Consider the following 14,293-nt stretch of genomic DNA (forward strand, 5'->3'; position numbering starts at 1 on the left):
CGCCCGGTCCCCTCGCGGGGCCGGGCGCGACGCTTCAGTCAGGTCGGAAACCCGGCGTTCAGCTGGGCTTCTTCTTGCTCGGGTCGACTTCCTCGAATTCGGCGTCGACCACCTTCTCGCCATTGGCCGACTGGCCCTGGCCGCCCGGCGCACCCTGCTGGGCACCGGCTTCCGGCGCGCCTTCCTGCGGCGTCGCCTTGTAGATGGCCTCGCCCACCTTCATCGCGGCGGCGGAGAGGCGCTCGGTCGCGCTGGTGATGGCGTCCAGGTCGTCGCCGTCCTTGGCGGAACGCGCGGCTTCCAGGGCACCCTCGGCCTCGCCCTTCTCGGCGTCGCCGATCTTGTCGGCGTTCTCCTTCAGCGACTTCTCCGTGGAGTGGATCAGCGCTTCCAGCTGGTTCTTCGCCTCGACGGCCGCGCGGCGCTTCTTGTCCGCCTCGGCATTCGCCTCGGCGTCCTTCACCATCCGCTCGATATCGGCGTCAGACAGGCCGGACTTGGCCTGGATCTTGATCTGCGTCTCCTTGCCCGTGGCCTTGTCCTTGGCCTGGACGGAGACGATGCCGTTCGCGTCGATGTCGAAGGTCACCTCGATCTGCGGCACGCCACGCGGCGCGGGCGGAATGCCCTGCAGGTCGAAGTTGCCCAGCAGCTTGTTGTCCGCCGCCATCTCGCGCTCACCCTGGAACACCTTGATGGTGACCGCGGTCTGGTTGTCGTCGGCGGTGGAGAAGGTCTGGCTCTTCTTGGTCGGGATCGTCGTGTTGCGGTCGATCAGGCGGGTGAACACGCCACCCAGCGTCTCGATGCCCAGCGACAGCGGCGTCACGTCCAGCAGCAGCACGTCCTTGACGTCGCCCTTCAGCACGCCGCCCTGGATGGCGGCGCCGATGGCCACGACCTCATCCGGGTTGACGTTGCGCGCGGGCTCCTTGCCGAAGAACTGCTTCACCGCCTCGATGACCTTGGGCATGCGGGTCATGCCGCCGACCAGGATCACTTCGTCGATCTCACCGGCGTTCAGGCCGGCATCCTTCAGCGCCTGCTTGCAGGGCTCCAGCGTGCGCGTCACCAGGTCGTCCACCAGGCTTTCCAGCTTGGCGCGGGAGAGCTGCAGGACCAGGTGCTTCGGGCCGGAGGCATCGGCGGTGATGAAGGGCAGGTTGATCTCGGTCTGCTTGGCGCTCGACAGCTCGATCTTGGCCTTCTCGGCCGCTTCCTTCAGCCGCTGCAGGGCGAGCTTGTCGCCGCGCAGGTCGATGCCGTTCTCCTTCTTGAACTCGTCGGCCAGGTAATCGATCACACGCTGATCGAAATCCTCACCGCCGAGGAAGGTGTCGCCGTTGGTGGACTTCACCTCGAACACGCCATCGCCGATCTCGAGCACGGACACGTCGAACGTGCCGCCACCCAGATCGTACACAGCGATCGTGCCGGTGTGCTTCTTGTCCATGCCGTAGGCGAGCGCCGCGGCCGTCGGCTCGTTGATGATGCGCAGCACCTCGAGGCCGGCGATGGCGCCGGCTTCCTTGGTCGCCTGGCGCTGGCTGTCGTTGAAGTAGGCGGGGACGGTGATGACGGCCTGCGTCACCTTCTCGCCGAGATAGGCCTCGGCCGTCTCCTTCATCTTGGTCAGCACGTTGGCGCTGATCTGCTGCGGCGCCTGCTTCTCGCCGCCCGCCTCGACCCAGGCATCGCCATTGTCGGCACGGATGATCTTGAAGGGGGCCAGGCCCGCTTCCTTCTTGACCATGGCGTCGTCGAACCGGCGGCCGATCAGGCGCTTCACGGCGTACAGCGTGTCGGTCGGGTTGGTCACGGCCTGGCGCTTGGCGGCCTGGCCGACCAGACGCTCACCATTCTTGGTGAAGGCGACCATGGACGGCGTCGTGCGCGCGCCCTCGGCGTTCTCCAGCACCTTGACCTCGCTGCCCTCCATGATGGCGACGCAGCTGTTGGTGGTGCCCAGATCGATGCCGATAACTTTGCTCATCCGAATTCTCCTTTTGGCGGACGGGGGCGGCCCATATCGAGAGGCGCCGCGCCCATCCCCGGCTTGCTTACGTAGCGGATGGGGTGGGGGCCGGCCCTTCCAGACCCGGAAAGGCGGCTCGGCCCCCGATGTATTGGTCCGCACGCCGCCGGACAAGGGCGGCATGCGGGCCATGCGTAAAAATTGTGCAGCCCGAGCGACTGCACCCGGATCAGGCGGCGCCCAAGCCCAGGCTTGGGGCCACCTGGGCCGTCAGGCGGTCTCGGAGACGCCCTCGCCCGCCACCACCACCATGGCCGGCTTCAGCAGGCGGCCATTCAGCGTCCAGGCCGGGGTCCAGGCCTGGATGACGGTGCCGGCGGCCACGCCCTCCGGCGGCGGCTGCTGCGCCATTGCCTGGTGCAGCTCAGGGTCGAAAGGCTGGCCGGCGGGGTCGTGCTTCGCCACGCCATTGCGCTCCAGCACGGAGACGAAGGCGCGCTCCACACCCTCGAAGCCGCCGCGCAGCTTGGCCAGCAGCTCCGGCTCATCGTCCTGCGGCGCCGGCAGGGCATCCAGGCCACGGCGCAGGTTCTCGGCCGCTTCCACCACGTCGCGCGCGAACTTCGTCACGGCATATTGGCGGGCCTCGTCCACCTCCCGCTTCGTGCGGGTGCGCAGGTTCTGCATCTCGGCCTCCGAGCGCAGCCAGCGATCCTTCAGCTGCGCCACCTCGGCCTCCAGCTCCGCAATGCGGGCCAGGGTGTCGGCGGGCTGCTGCGGCTGCGCTTCGGTGGCCTCCGGCGGGGTCGTATGCTCGTTCATCAGGTGATCATTCTTCATGGTCATGGGGGGTCCGGGCAGACCCGGTCAGGCACGACACCTAGGGGCTGCAACGCCCCGGAACAAGTTATGCGAGCCACGCGCGGAAGGGGAGATGCCCTGTGAACGCGTGACCCCCGCTGGAGATCGGTGGGAGAAGGAAGGCCGGGGAAGGAACTCCCCGGGTCCCAATCTTTCTGTTTTCGAGTTTTGCGGCGGTGGCTGCCGGAGGACGCGGTCCTCGGAGACGGCTGGATACGCCGAAGGTCCTGGACCTCCAGCAACTGAAGGTTCAGCCCGCGGGACGCCATATTGAAAACCATAAAGCCGCGTCCGCTCCCAGCCCGGCAGCGCCAACGCCAAACTCGCAGAAAGAAAACAAGGGGCCCGGGGAATTCCTTCCCCGGCCTTCCCTTCCTCATCCGCGCAACCCCATGCATCCACCAATTGCATCCCCAGGCGATGCCAGCGGCATGCGGCACCTTGACCCGGGCGCCTCCGGTGTCATTTCCACCCCATCATGCAGCTCTCCTCCGCCCCCCGCCCGCGTGTTGCCATCGTGCTGTTCAACCTCGGGGGGCCTGATTCCCCCGAGGCGGTGCGCCCGTTCCTGGAAAACCTGTTCATGGACCCGGCCATCCTGCGGATGCCCGGCTTCATCCGGAAGCCCCTGGGCAAGTTCATCGCCTACCGCCGCACCAAGGCCGCGAGCGAGAACTATGCCATCCTCGGCGGCCGCTCCCCGCTGCTGCCGCTGACGGAGGAACAGGGCGCCGCGCTGCAGGACGCCCTGGCGCGGGACATGCCTGAGGCCGAGAGCCGCTGCTTCGTCGCCATGCGCTACTGGCATCCGTTCTCGGACGCCGCGGCGCAGGCGGTGCAGGCATGGGGGGCGGACGAGGTGGTCTTGCTGCCGCTCTACCCGCAATTCTCCACCACCACGACCGGCTCCTCCATCACCGCCTGGAACGATGCCTGCGCCAAGATCGGCCTGTCCCTGCCCACCCGCACACTGTGCTGCTGGCATTCGGACGACGCCTTCGCCGCCGCCACCGCCGCCATGCTGCGCAAGGCGTATGACGAGGCGCTGCCGCAGGTGCAGGGCGGCAAGAAGCTGCGCATCCTGTTCTCCGCCCACGGGCTGCCGGAGACGATCGTTAAGCAGGGCGACCCCTACCAGTGGCAGGTGGAGCGCAGCGTGGCCGCCGTAGCGGCGCAGCTGGGGATCGAGGGGCTGGACCACCAGCTCTGCTACCAGTCCCGCGTCACGCCGCAGAAATGGCTCGGCCCCTCGACCGAGGAGGCGCTGGAGAAGGCGGCGAACGACAAGGTGGCCGTGCTGGTCCACCCCATCGCCTTCGTCTCCGAGCATTCGGAGACGCTGGTGGAGCTGGATGTCGAGTACAAGGAACTGGCCCACAAGCTGGGCGTACCCGGCTATTTCCGCGCCCCGGCGCAGAACAGCGACCCGGCCTTCATCAGCGCCCTCTCCGGCTTGGTGCTGCGGCTACGGGATGCGGGGGCGCGCACGCTGTGCTCCTTCGCCGGCGGGCGGCAATGCCCGAAGGTGCATTCCGGCTGCCCGCATACCGGGGTAAAAGCGCCGGCCACGCCCCGGAAGGTCGCCGCATGAACCACCCCCGCCCCGCCGCCGTGCTGTTCGACTGCGACGGCGTCCTGGCCGACAGCGAAATGCTGGTGAACGCCCTGGTGGCCGAGGACCTGACCGCCCGCGGCTGGCCCCTCAGCGCCGAGCAGTGCAAGGGTATCTTCCTCGGCCGCTCCATCCCCGACATGGTCCCGGTGGTCGAGCAGCAGGTCGGCCCCCTGCCGCGCGAGTGGGGGAACGAGCTCTCCCAGCTCATCGCCCGCCGCATGAAGCAGGAAACGCCACCGATGCCGGGTGCCGTGGCCGTGGTGCGTGCCCTGGTGGCCGCCGGCATCCCCGTCGCCTGCGCCAGCAACTCGGGGCGGGAGGAGCTGGCGGCCAAGCTGGCCGGGCTCGGCCTGACCGAGGTGTTCGGCCCGCGCGTGTTTTCCTGGCAGGACGTGCCGCGCCCGAAGCCGGCGCCGGATATGTACCTGGCCGCCGCCGCCGCCTGCGGCGCCGCCCCGGCCGATTGCGTGGTGGTGGAGGACAGCGCCCTCGGCGCCCGCGCCGGCATCGCCGCCGGCTGCCGCGTGATGGGCTTCGCGCATGAGACGCCGCCCGCCCTGCTGGAAGCGGAAGGCGCCCGCCCCTTCCACAGCATGGCCGAGTTGCCCCGCCTGCTGGGCATCGCCGCATGACGATCGACGCGCTGGCCGGCGTCTATCCCTGGGTCAAGGCGCTGCACCTGATCTCGGTGATCGCCTGGATGGCAGGGATGTTCTACCTGCCGCGCCTCTACGTGTACCACACGCCCGCCCCCGCCGGCTCCGACCGCAGCGAGATGCTGAAGGTGATGGAGCGCCGCCTGCTGCGCGCCATCATCAACCCGGCGATGGCCGCCACCTGGCTGCTTGGCCTGTGCCTGGTGCTGACGCCCGGCGTCATCGACTGGTCGGCCGGCTGGTGGCACACCAAGCTGCTGAGCGTGCTGCTGATGTCCGGCCTGCACGGCCACCTCGCCGCCGCCCGCAAATCCTTTGAGCGGGACGAGCGCAAGCACTCGGAGCGCTACTGGCGCTTCGCGAACGAAGTGCCGACGGTGCTGATGGTGGTGATCGTGATCATGGTAATCGTTCGCCCGTTCTGAGGGGCGTTGCGCTCCGGGGGCGCTGCCCCCGGCCCCCGCCGGGGTGGAAAGTCCACCCCGGACCCCGCTGGGTGTTTTTGCCTTTGGTCTGGACGGTTTCTTCTGCGCCGAGCTGTTGCTTCGCAGTCGGTTGACATGCCCCTGGCACTTTCCGCCCGGCTCCTGGCCACCACTTCCGGCGCACCGATTCTTCTATAAACTATTATAAAACAGCATCTTGATGCATGCACGCCGCAGCTATTTTTAGCTGCCGTGCTTCAACCATGTCCGACCGCACGATGAACATCGTTGGTCGATCCAGCCTGCGACGATCACACTGTCAAACACAGCGACAAACCCCGCCAAGGCACTCCTGAAAATGGGTTCCCAAAGGCCTCAGGCCTGCGGCAGGGCGAGTTTGAGAGGGGCAGCGCCCCTCTCAATCAACGGCCGGGCAAGAAGACCCGCCCCTCAGCGCCACTCCACCGTCTGAAGCTGCATCAGCGGAAAGCGGGCCACCGAAAGGGTCCGGTCCTGCACCGCCACCGGTAGTTCGATCACCGGGGAGCCCCCGCCGGGGTCCAGACGCGTCAGCAGCGGCAGCACGCGGCGCACCGTGTAGGCGGTCCGGGTGGGGATGGCGCCGCTGGCGGTCAGGGCATCCAGCGTCGCGGTGGGGTTGGCCACGCGCACGGTGCCGGCGCCGCTGGGCTGCAGGGCGTCGTCCAGCGCCAGGCTGGCGGCGGCGCTGACGGCGGTGGGGCCCCAGCGCAGCGTCAGGCCTTTCACCTCTACCCGGCCGCCGGCATCGCGCCACAGCGCGACGCGGCGGGGCAGCGGGCCGGCTGCGTCCAGCGGGCCGGAAATGGCGGCATCCAGCGTCAGGTCATCGATGCGGGGGCCGAAGGCGGGGCTGGGGGGCAGCAGGTGATCCGGCAGCGTCAGGCCGCGTATCCGCAGCGTCAGCCCCAGCGGCTGGCCGGCGGGGGCATCGAAGCCCAGTTGGGCGGTGGGGAGCAGGATGGTGCCGATGGACGTCTGCAACTCCGCCGACTCGGCCCGGACGCTGCCGGCGGTGGGAGGGGCCTGGCCGTTCAGCAGCACCTCGCCTTGCAGGCTGGCGGTGCGCAGCGGCATGGAGGGCCCGGCCAGCGCCAGTTGCTGCGCGCCCTCGGCCGACCAGTGCAGCAGGTTCAGCGCCCGGGGCGAGACCGAGAGCGTCACCGCCTCCGCCTGCCAGGCCACGGAGCCGGTGGCGAGGCCGAAGCCCGGCAGGCGAAGGCTGGCCGCCCAGGGCCAGCCGCCGCGCTGGGGCGGGCCGTATTCCACCTGCCAGCCCTGGGCGCGGCGCTGGGCCGCCCAGGCCTCCAGCCCTTGCTGGATCTGCCCGGCCATCCAGGACAGCGCCGCCGCGTGGGCGCCGGCCAGGGCCACCACCGCCAGCAGCAGGAACAGGGGCCAACGGCGCCGGCGGCGCGGCTGATGTGGGATCGCGGGGGCCGACATGCCCGCTTGCGGCTTCCGGGTGCTCACGCCTGGGGATATAGCGCGTGACATGCCCGCGCGCATGGCTCCGCTGACGAACCCGGCCACACCGAACCAGGACCCGCTTCCACAGGCGCCGCTGGAGCCTGTCTGGCCCGGCCTGTCCGCCTCGGACGCCGCGCTGCTGGACCCGGACGGGCATCTCTACGTGTTCGGCTACGGCTCGCTGATCTGGAAGCCGGGCTTCGCGCATGTGGGCCAGCACCCGGCGCTGCTGCGCGGCTTCCACCGGCGCTTCTGCATCTGGTCCCGCTCCTACCGCGGCACGCCGGAGGCACCGGGGCTGGTGCTGGGCCTGGCAAAGGGCGGCGCCTGCCGTGGCGTCGCCTTCCGCGTGGCGGCCGCGCAGGCGGCCGAGGTGCTCGCCTACCTGGATGAGCGGGAGATGACCGGCGGCGTGTATCACCGCCGCCGGGTGCCCCTGCGGCTGTTGGACAGTGGTGAGACCAGGCAGGCCGTCGCCTTCGTGGCCGACCGCCGCGCCGCCGCCTACTGCGCCAGCCTGACGCCGGAGGCGATGGCGGCGGCGATCGCGCGCGGCCATGGCATCATGGGGCCGAACCGCGAATACCTGCTGAACACGGTGGCGCATCTGCGCGAGATGGGTGTGCGCGATGCCGGGCTGGACCGCGTCGCGGCCTTGCTGCCGGTGAGGTAAGCGGCTGGTTGGGCACAATTTTGCCCACAGGCCGGTTGGAGCGGGAAAATTATCCACATCGGCTTCCGCCCTTCCCTGTGGCCCGGGCGACACACTGCGACCCATCCACAGGAACGAAGGATGAAAATCCTTATTTTCTAATGAGTTAGAGAAAAAATCGTCTCGCTGCGGCTTGGTTTTTCAGGCTTTCGCACCGCAGGAATCGAAGCGTTGCAGGGCTTTAGGACCTGTCCTTGCAAAGGCCTGCCAATGCCTTCCGCGCGTTATCCCACAGAATTATCCACAAGCCGGGCATAACCCGGCGGCAGCAGCCTTTCGCTCTCCGTCTCGATCACATCCTGCATCCGTGCCAGCAGCACGGCACGCGGCAGGCCCTGCGGCAAAGGCGGCAGGATGGCCACCGTCAACGTGCCCGGGCGCTTGGCGAAGGCGCGCTTGCCCCAGAACATGCCGCTATCGGTCGCCACCGGCACGATCGGCCGGCCGACCGCCGCGCCCAGCGCCACCACGCCGGGGAGGTACGGCACGCGCTGGCCAGGGGCGGTGCGGGTGCCCTCGGGGAAGATGATGATCTGGGAGCCCTCGGCGGCGGCGGCGCTGGCTTCCCGCACCATCCGCTTCAGCGCGCTGGCGCCGCCGGCACGGTCCACCGCCACGGCGCCGTATTTGCGCGCCAGGGTGCCCCACACCGGAATCCGCAGCAGCTCCTGCTTCAGCACGTAGACGGGGTCCGGCAACAGCGCCAGCCAGACGACGGTATCGAAGGCCGACTGGTGCTTGGCCGCGATCACCGCCGGGCCGGGCGGCAGGTTCTCCATCCCCGTCACCCGCAGGCGGATGCCGCAGACCACGCGCAGCACCCACAGGATCAGGTACGCCCATCCCTTCACGTAGCGGCGCGCCCAGCGCCGGGGGAAGGGCAGCAGCAACATGCCGCCCAGCACGCACAGCGCGGTCAGGACGAAGAACAGCGCGTTGAACAGCGCCGAACGCAACAGGGTCAGCAGGCCCGTCGGTGCAGGGTCCAGGGTAGCGGCGGAAGCGGTCATCGGGGCGGGGCGTCGGGTTTGAGGGCGGAGAGGCCGAAGAAGGCGCCAATCAACTTGGCATATTCGCGCAGCAACAGCCCAGGCCGGGGGCCGGTTGCCTGTACCGGGTGCGGAACCAGAATGACGTCCGGCAGGTTGCGGCGCAATTCCAGCAGCGAGCGCGGCATGTGGTAGGCCGCCGTCACCACGCGCAGGGAGCCGATGTTCTTCTCGCGCGCCCACTCGGCGATTTCCTGGCCGTTGCCGCGCGTGCTGGTGGCGACGCGCCCCAGCGTGATGGCCGGGGTGGCCACGCCCGGCGTGGTGCTGCCCGGCGGCGGCGCCTGGGTGGAAGCCCCCGGCAGCGCCGCCGGCGGCACGTTGTTGGTGCGGGCCAGGTCCCCCAGCTCCGCGCTGCGGCCGACGCCGGAGACGATCAGCCAGTCCGCATGGCCCTCCGCCAGCAGGCGCAGGCCGGTCTCCACCCGCTCCGGCCCGCCGGTCAGCACGGCGATGCCGTCGGTATGGCGCAGCGGCAGGTCGGGGCGCGCCCGGCTCTGCCCCCAGAACAGCGCGAAGCCCGCGAGCACCACCAGGACCGGCGCGGCCGGCAGCCACCACAGCCGCTTCACGGCAGCCGCCGCAGCCAGTGGCGCACGCTGTACTGCGCCGTGGCCCAACCGATGATGCCCGCGAAGGGCGGCAGCAAGGCCAGGTCCAGCCAGGGCAAGGCGGTCCAAGGCATCACCTCGCCCCCCGCGAAGGGCGCCGCCATCGAGGACAGCGCGGCCAGCGCCGGCACCGCCAGCGCCGCGCCGGCCAGCGCGCCGCCGGCCGCCAGCAAGCCGATGCGGCGGGCGAAGCGCCCGGCGATGTCCCGCTGCGTCGCGCCCAGGTCGTGGAAGATCTCGATCGCCTCCCGCCGCGCCGCGATGCCGGCGCGGGTGGCCACCGCCACCACCGCGACCGCGACGCCGGCCACCAGCGCCAGCACCGCCAGCGCCACGCCCTGAACGGAGCTCGCCAGCGCCGCCAGGCGGGAGACCCAGATGCCATGCGCCTCCAGCTCCGCCCCCGGCACCGTCTCGGACAACCGGTTGGCCAGGGGCGCGGGGTCGATGGCGGCATTCACCAGCCGCAGCTCGATCACGGCGGGCAAGGGCAGCGCCGGCACCTCGCCCAGCCACGGGCGCAGCAATTCCTTCATGCGGGCGGCGCTGACGGCCTCGGCGCTCTGCACCTCCGGCATCGCGCGCAGCACGGCCAGGGCCTGGTCCATCTGCACCGCCTGCTCCGGCGGCAGCTGCACCGTCACGGCGGCGGCGGCACCGGCCTGCCAGCGGTCCTTCAACGCCTCCGCCCCCCGGCTGCCGGCCAGCGCCAGCGCCGCCAGCAGCGCCATCGCCGCCACCAGCCCGGGCAGCAACCGGTCCGACAACGCCCGGCGCAGGCCGAGCGGATCACGCGCGTAACGGGCCCGCCTAGCCATGATGCACCACCCTGCCGGCATCCAGCACCAACGAGGGCGCGGGGAAATTGGCCACCAGTTCCTCGGAATGGGTGGCGACGACGACGGTGGTGCCCAGCCGGTTCATCTCCGTCAGCAGGGCCAGCAGCCGGCGGGCCTGGTGCGAATCGAGGTTGCCGGTCGGCTCGTCCGCCACCAGCAGCTGCGGCCGCGTCACCACCGCGCGGGCGATGGCCACGCGCTGCTGCTCGCCACCCGAAAGCTGCTGCGGCAGGGACGCCTCCTTCCCCGCCAGCCCGACCCAGCGGAGGATCTCCGTCACGTCCGGCCGCGCGCTCGATTCGGAACGGCCGGCGAGTCGCAGCGGCAGCGCCACGTTGTCGAAGGCCGAGAGGTAGGGCAGCAGCCGGAAATCCTGGAATACCACGCCGATGCGCCGCCGCAGCGCCGGCAGTTCCGCCCGCCGGTCCGCCCGCACGGTGGTGCCCAGCACCTCCAGCGTGCCGCGCGTCGGCAATTGTGCCAGATGCATCAGCCGCAACAGCGAGGACTTCCCGGCGCCCGAGGCGCCCAGCAGCCAGGTGAAGCTGCCATCCGGCAGGGTGAAGGTCAGGTCGGCCAGGGCTTCCGGCCCCTCCTCCACGCCCTGGGGGGCGGTGGGCGAGGGGTAGCGCAGGCCAACGGCGGTGAAGCGCACCATGGCGCAGGGGAATGCCATGATGTGGCCCGCGCCGCCACCCGGAGTCTGGCGACACTCTGTTTCAGCCAGCACCCCGCCGGCCGATTCTCTTCGCTTGCAGGGAATGCAAGCCTTGGCCATAGCGATGGGCATGCGCCTCGAATGCCCCGCCTGCGCCGCTGCCTATGATGTGCCGGATGCGCTGCTGAAGCCCGGCCAGCCGGTGCGCTGCGTCCGCTGCCACGCGCTCTGGCAGCCCGACACCGAAACCACGCCGGACCCCGCCCCTCCCCCACCGCCGCCGCAACCCGTGCTGCCGCCCGCGCCCCGCGCCATTACGCCAGCACAGCTCCAACCAGGCCGCCCCCCCGCCGTCTCCGCCCCGGCCCGCAGCCCGCGCGCTTCGCTGGCCGCGCCGGTGCTGGCCTGGGCGGCATCCCTCGCCGTGCTGGTGGGGGCCGGGGCGGCGCTGGTCTATCACCGGGCGGCGGTGATCGAGGCCTGGCCACCGGCAGCCCATCTGTTCCTAGCGCTGGGGCTGCACTGAGGGCGTGGGAGGAAGGCCAGGGAAGGAATTCCCCGGACCCCTTCTTTTACTTTTTCGAGTTTTCGGGGCGTGCCTGTTGAAGGGGTGCACCTGAAGATACGGCTGGGTGCGCCGGAGGTCCTAGACCCCCAGCGACTGAGGGTTCAGCTCGCGTGGCCTATATTTAAAATCATCAAGCAGCGCCCGCTTCAGTCCCAAAGCGCTTCGTCAAACTTGTAGAAGGAAAAGAACGGGTCCGGGGAATTCTTTCCCCGGCCTTGCTTCACGACCCGATCGCACGCTGGACGAGGCTCGTCCCACCGGGGCAAAACCAATCCAAACGCATTACAATATTCCGCCACTTGAAGCTCCCGCGCACGATCCGAAGCGTATTTCCACCATCTCCGGTATCATCGCTTCAGAAAGCTGCTTCCGTGCTGTTCGGGCTTCCCCTAAGACCGAGGCCACACCGCGTCTGATCCGGGAGAGAAACGCTCATGAACCGTCGTGCCCTGCTCGGCGCCGCCGCCACTGCCGCGCCGGCTGCCCTGGCGATTGCCACGCCCGCCCTGGCGCAGCCCGCGGTGGCCAACAGCACCCCGGACATCCGCTGGCGCCTGACCAGCAGCTTCCCGCGCAACCTGGATATCCTGTGGGGCGCGCCGGAAGGCATCGCCCGCCGCGTGGCGCAGCTGACGGACAACAAGTTCCAAATCCGCTGCTTCCCCGCCGGCGAGATCGTCGGCGCCGCCCAGGCGCTGGACGCGGTGCAGGCTGGCACGGTGGAGGCGGCCCACACGGCCCCGTACTATTACACCGGCAAGGATTTCTCCTTCGCCTTCTTCACCGCCGTGCCCTTCGGCCTGAACACCCGCATGCAGAATTCCTGGTACCGCCATGGCGGCGGCAAGGAACTCGCGGCCGAATTGTTCAAGGGCTACAACATCGTCAACTTCCCGGCGGGCGACACCGGCGCCCAGATGGGCGGCTGGTTCCGCAAGGAAGTGAAGTCGCTGGCCGACATCCAGGGCCTGAAGTTCCGCATCGCCGGCCTGGCGGGCGAGGTCTTCGCCCGCATGGGCGCGGTGCCCACGCAGATTGCCGCCGCCGACATCTACCCGGCGCTGGAGCGTGGCTCGATCGACGCCGTCGAATTCGTCGGCCCGCATGACGACGAGAAGCTTGGCCTCAACCGCGTGGCCCCCTATTACTACTTCCCGGGCTTCTGGGAGCCGGGCGCGCGCCTGCACTTCATGGCCAACCAGGCGGCGTTCGATGCCCTGCCCGCCAGCTACAAGGCGGCGCTGGAAGTGGCCTGCGCCGAGTGCGACCTGGACATGACGGCGCGCTACGACGCCAGCAACCCGTTGGCGCTGCGCCGCCTGGTGGGCGCCGGCACCCAGCTGCGCCCCTGGCCGCGCGAGGTAATGGCCGCCGCCTGGAAGGCCACCAACGACCTTTATGCCGAGACCAGCGCCAAGAACCCGATGTTCAAGAAGATCTGGGACTCCTACGGCAAGTTCCGCGACGACCAGTTCCAGTGGTTCCGCGTCGCCGAGAATTCCTTCGACAATTTCGCCTTCACCGCCGCCCAGACGGTGCGCTGAGCGAATCGGGGCTGCCGGGAAAGGCCAGGGAAGCGTGCTTCCCCGGCCTTTTCTGTCGCCCGGGCCGCGGCGCCAGTGCGTCACTCGCCACTGCCGGAGTGCCGGCGCAGCCTGCCCAGACCATGCCCGCCGAATCGCCCAGGCGCGTCGGCCGCCCGGAAAGTTACGCCCCCCGCCGCTCCTTCCCACCCGAACTGGCCGGATGGCGGCGCTTTCAGATGACAATCAGGCCAGCCGGCGCTAACCGGCTGGCCTGATCTCGTTTAGCGTCACCCTATTGTTCCCCGACAGGATGCCCGCATGGATGCCTTCGCGCTGTTCTCCGCCTTCCTGATGGGTGTGATCGAGGGGCTGACAGAGTTCCTCCCCGTCTCCTCCACCGGGCACCTCATCGTCCTGGGCGAGGCCATCGGCTTCAAAGGCCCGCCCGGCAAGACCTTCGAGATCACCATTCAGCTCGGCGCCATCCTCGCCGTCATCTGGGTGTTCCGGCAGACCCTGGTGCGCATCGCCTTCGGCATGTGGAAGCGCGGGTCGCAGGAATACTATGTGGCGCTGAACCTGCTGCTGGCCTTCCTGCCCGCCATGGTGCTGGGTGCCACGCTGCACGGCTACATCACCACCCTGCTGTTCACGCCCCTGGTGGTCGCCCTGGCGCTGATCGCCGGCGGCATCGCCATCATCATCATCGAGCGGATGCGCCCCAACCCGCAGATCCACTCCATCCCCGAGATGGGGCCGCTGGCCGCCCTGCTGGTCGGCTTCGGGCAGGCCCTGGCGATGATTCCCGGCACCAGCCGCTCCGGCGCCACCATCATCTCCGCCCTGCTCGTCGGCGTGGAACGCAAGACGGCCGCCGAATTCAGCTTCCTGCTGGCCATCCCCACCATGCTGGCCGCCACTGCCTTCAGCCTGCTCAAGGCACGGTCGGAGCTGGATTTTTCCGGCATGGGGCAGATCGGCATCGGCTTCCTCGCCGCCTTCATCGTCTCGCTGCTGGTGGTGCGCTGGCTGCTGGCGGTCATCAGCCGCATCGGCTTCACCCCCTTCGCCTGGTACCGCATCGCCCTCGGCACCCTTATCCTGGTCTGGCTGGCCCTGCGCACGCCGGTGGCGTGAGGAGTTTGTCCTTCGGCTGGGATGGGAAGAGAAAGGCCGGGGAAAGAATTCCCCGGGCCCTATCTTTTTTCTTCGAGTTTAGCGTCACGCTTTAGGACCGAGGGCGGACGCTGCTTGATGATTTTAATAGTTGGCCACGCGGGCTGAACCGT

At 69.5% G+C, this 14,293-nt stretch carries 14 protein-coding genes; 7 read left to right on the forward strand and 7 right to left on the reverse strand.

Features of this window, described 5'->3' with window-relative positions; all coding sequences use genetic code 11:
* Nucleotides 1-58: 58 nt before the first annotated feature.
* Together dnaK and IBL26_RS12600 are read right to left on the reverse strand one after the other, a co-directional pair.
* Entirely contained in the window at nucleotides 59-1,993 is a 1,935-nt protein-coding gene (gene dnaK, locus IBL26_RS12595) for a molecular chaperone DnaK (protein WP_187784844.1), read from the reverse strand.
* A 252-nt stretch (nucleotides 1,994-2,245) separates the two neighbouring features.
* Nucleotides 2,246-2,797: a nucleotide exchange factor GrpE gene (locus IBL26_RS12600; protein ID WP_241749314.1), complete on the reverse strand. Its 552-nt coding sequence runs from the start codon at nucleotides 2,795-2,797 to the stop codon at nucleotides 2,246-2,248.
* A gap of 517 nt (nucleotides 2,798-3,314) precedes the next feature.
* On the opposite strand from IBL26_RS12600, the gene hemH reads away from it, so the two are divergent.
* The 3 genes from hemH to hemJ are packed head-to-tail and all read left to right on the forward strand — an operon-like array spanning nucleotide 3,315 to nucleotide 5,532.
* On the forward strand, nucleotides 3,315-4,427 hold the full coding sequence (gene hemH / locus IBL26_RS12605; protein ID WP_187784846.1) for a ferrochelatase: 1,113 nt from the start codon (nucleotides 3,315-3,317) through the stop codon (nucleotides 4,425-4,427).
* Entirely contained in the window at nucleotides 4,424-5,083 is a 660-nt protein-coding gene (locus IBL26_RS12610) for an HAD family hydrolase (RefSeq protein ID WP_187784847.1), read from the forward strand. The genes hemH and IBL26_RS12610 overlap by 4 nt, the downstream gene beginning before the upstream one ends.
* A complete protein-coding gene (gene hemJ / locus IBL26_RS12615) occupies nucleotides 5,080-5,532 on the forward strand; it encodes a protoporphyrinogen oxidase HemJ (RefSeq protein WP_187784848.1) in 453 nt (150 codons plus the stop codon). The genes IBL26_RS12610 and hemJ overlap by 4 nt, the downstream gene beginning before the upstream one ends.
* Before the next feature lie 450 nt (nucleotides 5,533-5,982).
* On the opposite strand, the gene IBL26_RS12620 is transcribed toward hemJ, so the two are convergent.
* Nucleotides 5,983-7,017, reverse strand: coding sequence for a DUF2125 domain-containing protein (locus IBL26_RS12620; RefSeq protein WP_187784849.1), 1,035 nt, complete (start codon nucleotides 7,015-7,017; stop codon nucleotides 5,983-5,985).
* Nucleotides 7,018-7,066: 49 nt separating this feature from the next.
* On the opposite strand from IBL26_RS12620, the gene IBL26_RS12625 reads away from it, so the two are divergent.
* Complete coding sequence (locus IBL26_RS12625; protein ID WP_241749317.1) at nucleotides 7,067-7,714, forward strand: gamma-glutamylcyclotransferase; 648 nt, start codon at nucleotides 7,067-7,069, stop codon at nucleotides 7,712-7,714.
* Between the two features lie 263 nt (nucleotides 7,715-7,977).
* On the opposite strand, the gene IBL26_RS12630 is transcribed toward IBL26_RS12625, so the two are convergent.
* From IBL26_RS12630 to IBL26_RS12645, 4 genes are read right to left on the reverse strand one after another with little or no spacing between them, the layout of a single operon-like run.
* A complete protein-coding gene (locus tag IBL26_RS12630; protein WP_187784851.1) occupies nucleotides 7,978-8,763 on the reverse strand; it encodes a lysophospholipid acyltransferase family protein in 786 nt (261 codons plus the stop codon).
* The gene (locus tag IBL26_RS12635; protein WP_187784852.1) at nucleotides 8,760-9,374 is read right to left on the reverse strand and encodes a YdcF family protein; all 615 of its coding nucleotides are present in this window, start codon (nucleotides 9,372-9,374) and stop codon (nucleotides 8,760-8,762) included. Before IBL26_RS12635 ends, IBL26_RS12630 begins: the two co-directional genes overlap by 4 nt.
* The gene (locus IBL26_RS12640; RefSeq protein WP_187784853.1) at nucleotides 9,371-10,231 is read right to left on the reverse strand and encodes a cell division protein FtsX; all 861 of its coding nucleotides are present in this window, start codon (nucleotides 10,229-10,231) and stop codon (nucleotides 9,371-9,373) included. The genes IBL26_RS12635 and IBL26_RS12640 overlap by 4 nt, the downstream gene beginning before the upstream one ends.
* Nucleotides 10,224-10,910 (reverse strand): cell division ATP-binding protein FtsE, encoded by a 687-nt coding sequence (locus IBL26_RS12645; protein WP_187784870.1) that lies wholly within the window; start codon nucleotides 10,908-10,910, stop codon nucleotides 10,224-10,226. Before IBL26_RS12645 ends, IBL26_RS12640 begins: the two co-directional genes overlap by 8 nt.
* Nucleotides 10,911-11,022: 112 nt before the next feature.
* Between IBL26_RS12645 and IBL26_RS12650 the strand changes: the two genes are divergently transcribed.
* The 3 genes from IBL26_RS12650 to IBL26_RS12660 all read left to right on the forward strand — a co-directional run bounded on the left by IBL26_RS12650 (nucleotide 11,023) and on the right by IBL26_RS12660 (nucleotide 14,141).
* Nucleotides 11,023-11,436 carry a zinc-ribbon domain-containing protein gene (locus tag IBL26_RS12650; RefSeq protein WP_187784854.1) on the forward strand — a complete coding sequence of 138 codons (414 nt, stop codon included), beginning with the start codon at nucleotides 11,023-11,025 and terminating at the stop codon, nucleotides 11,434-11,436.
* 476 nt (nucleotides 11,437-11,912) lie between these two features.
* Nucleotides 11,913-13,022 (forward strand): TRAP transporter substrate-binding protein, encoded by a 1,110-nt coding sequence (locus IBL26_RS12655; protein WP_187784855.1) that lies wholly within the window; start codon nucleotides 11,913-11,915, stop codon nucleotides 13,020-13,022.
* Nucleotides 13,023-13,322: 300 nt separating this feature from the next.
* Nucleotides 13,323-14,141 carry an undecaprenyl-diphosphate phosphatase gene (locus tag IBL26_RS12660; RefSeq protein WP_187784856.1) on the forward strand — a complete coding sequence of 273 codons (819 nt, stop codon included), beginning with the start codon at nucleotides 13,323-13,325 and terminating at the stop codon, nucleotides 14,139-14,141.
* Nucleotides 14,142-14,293 lie beyond the last annotated feature (152 nt).

Origin of the sequence: Teichococcus aerophilus (genome assembly GCF_014490485.1) — a bacterium.
Lineage (GTDB): Bacteria > Pseudomonadota > Alphaproteobacteria > Acetobacterales > Acetobacteraceae > Pseudoroseomonas > Pseudoroseomonas aerophila.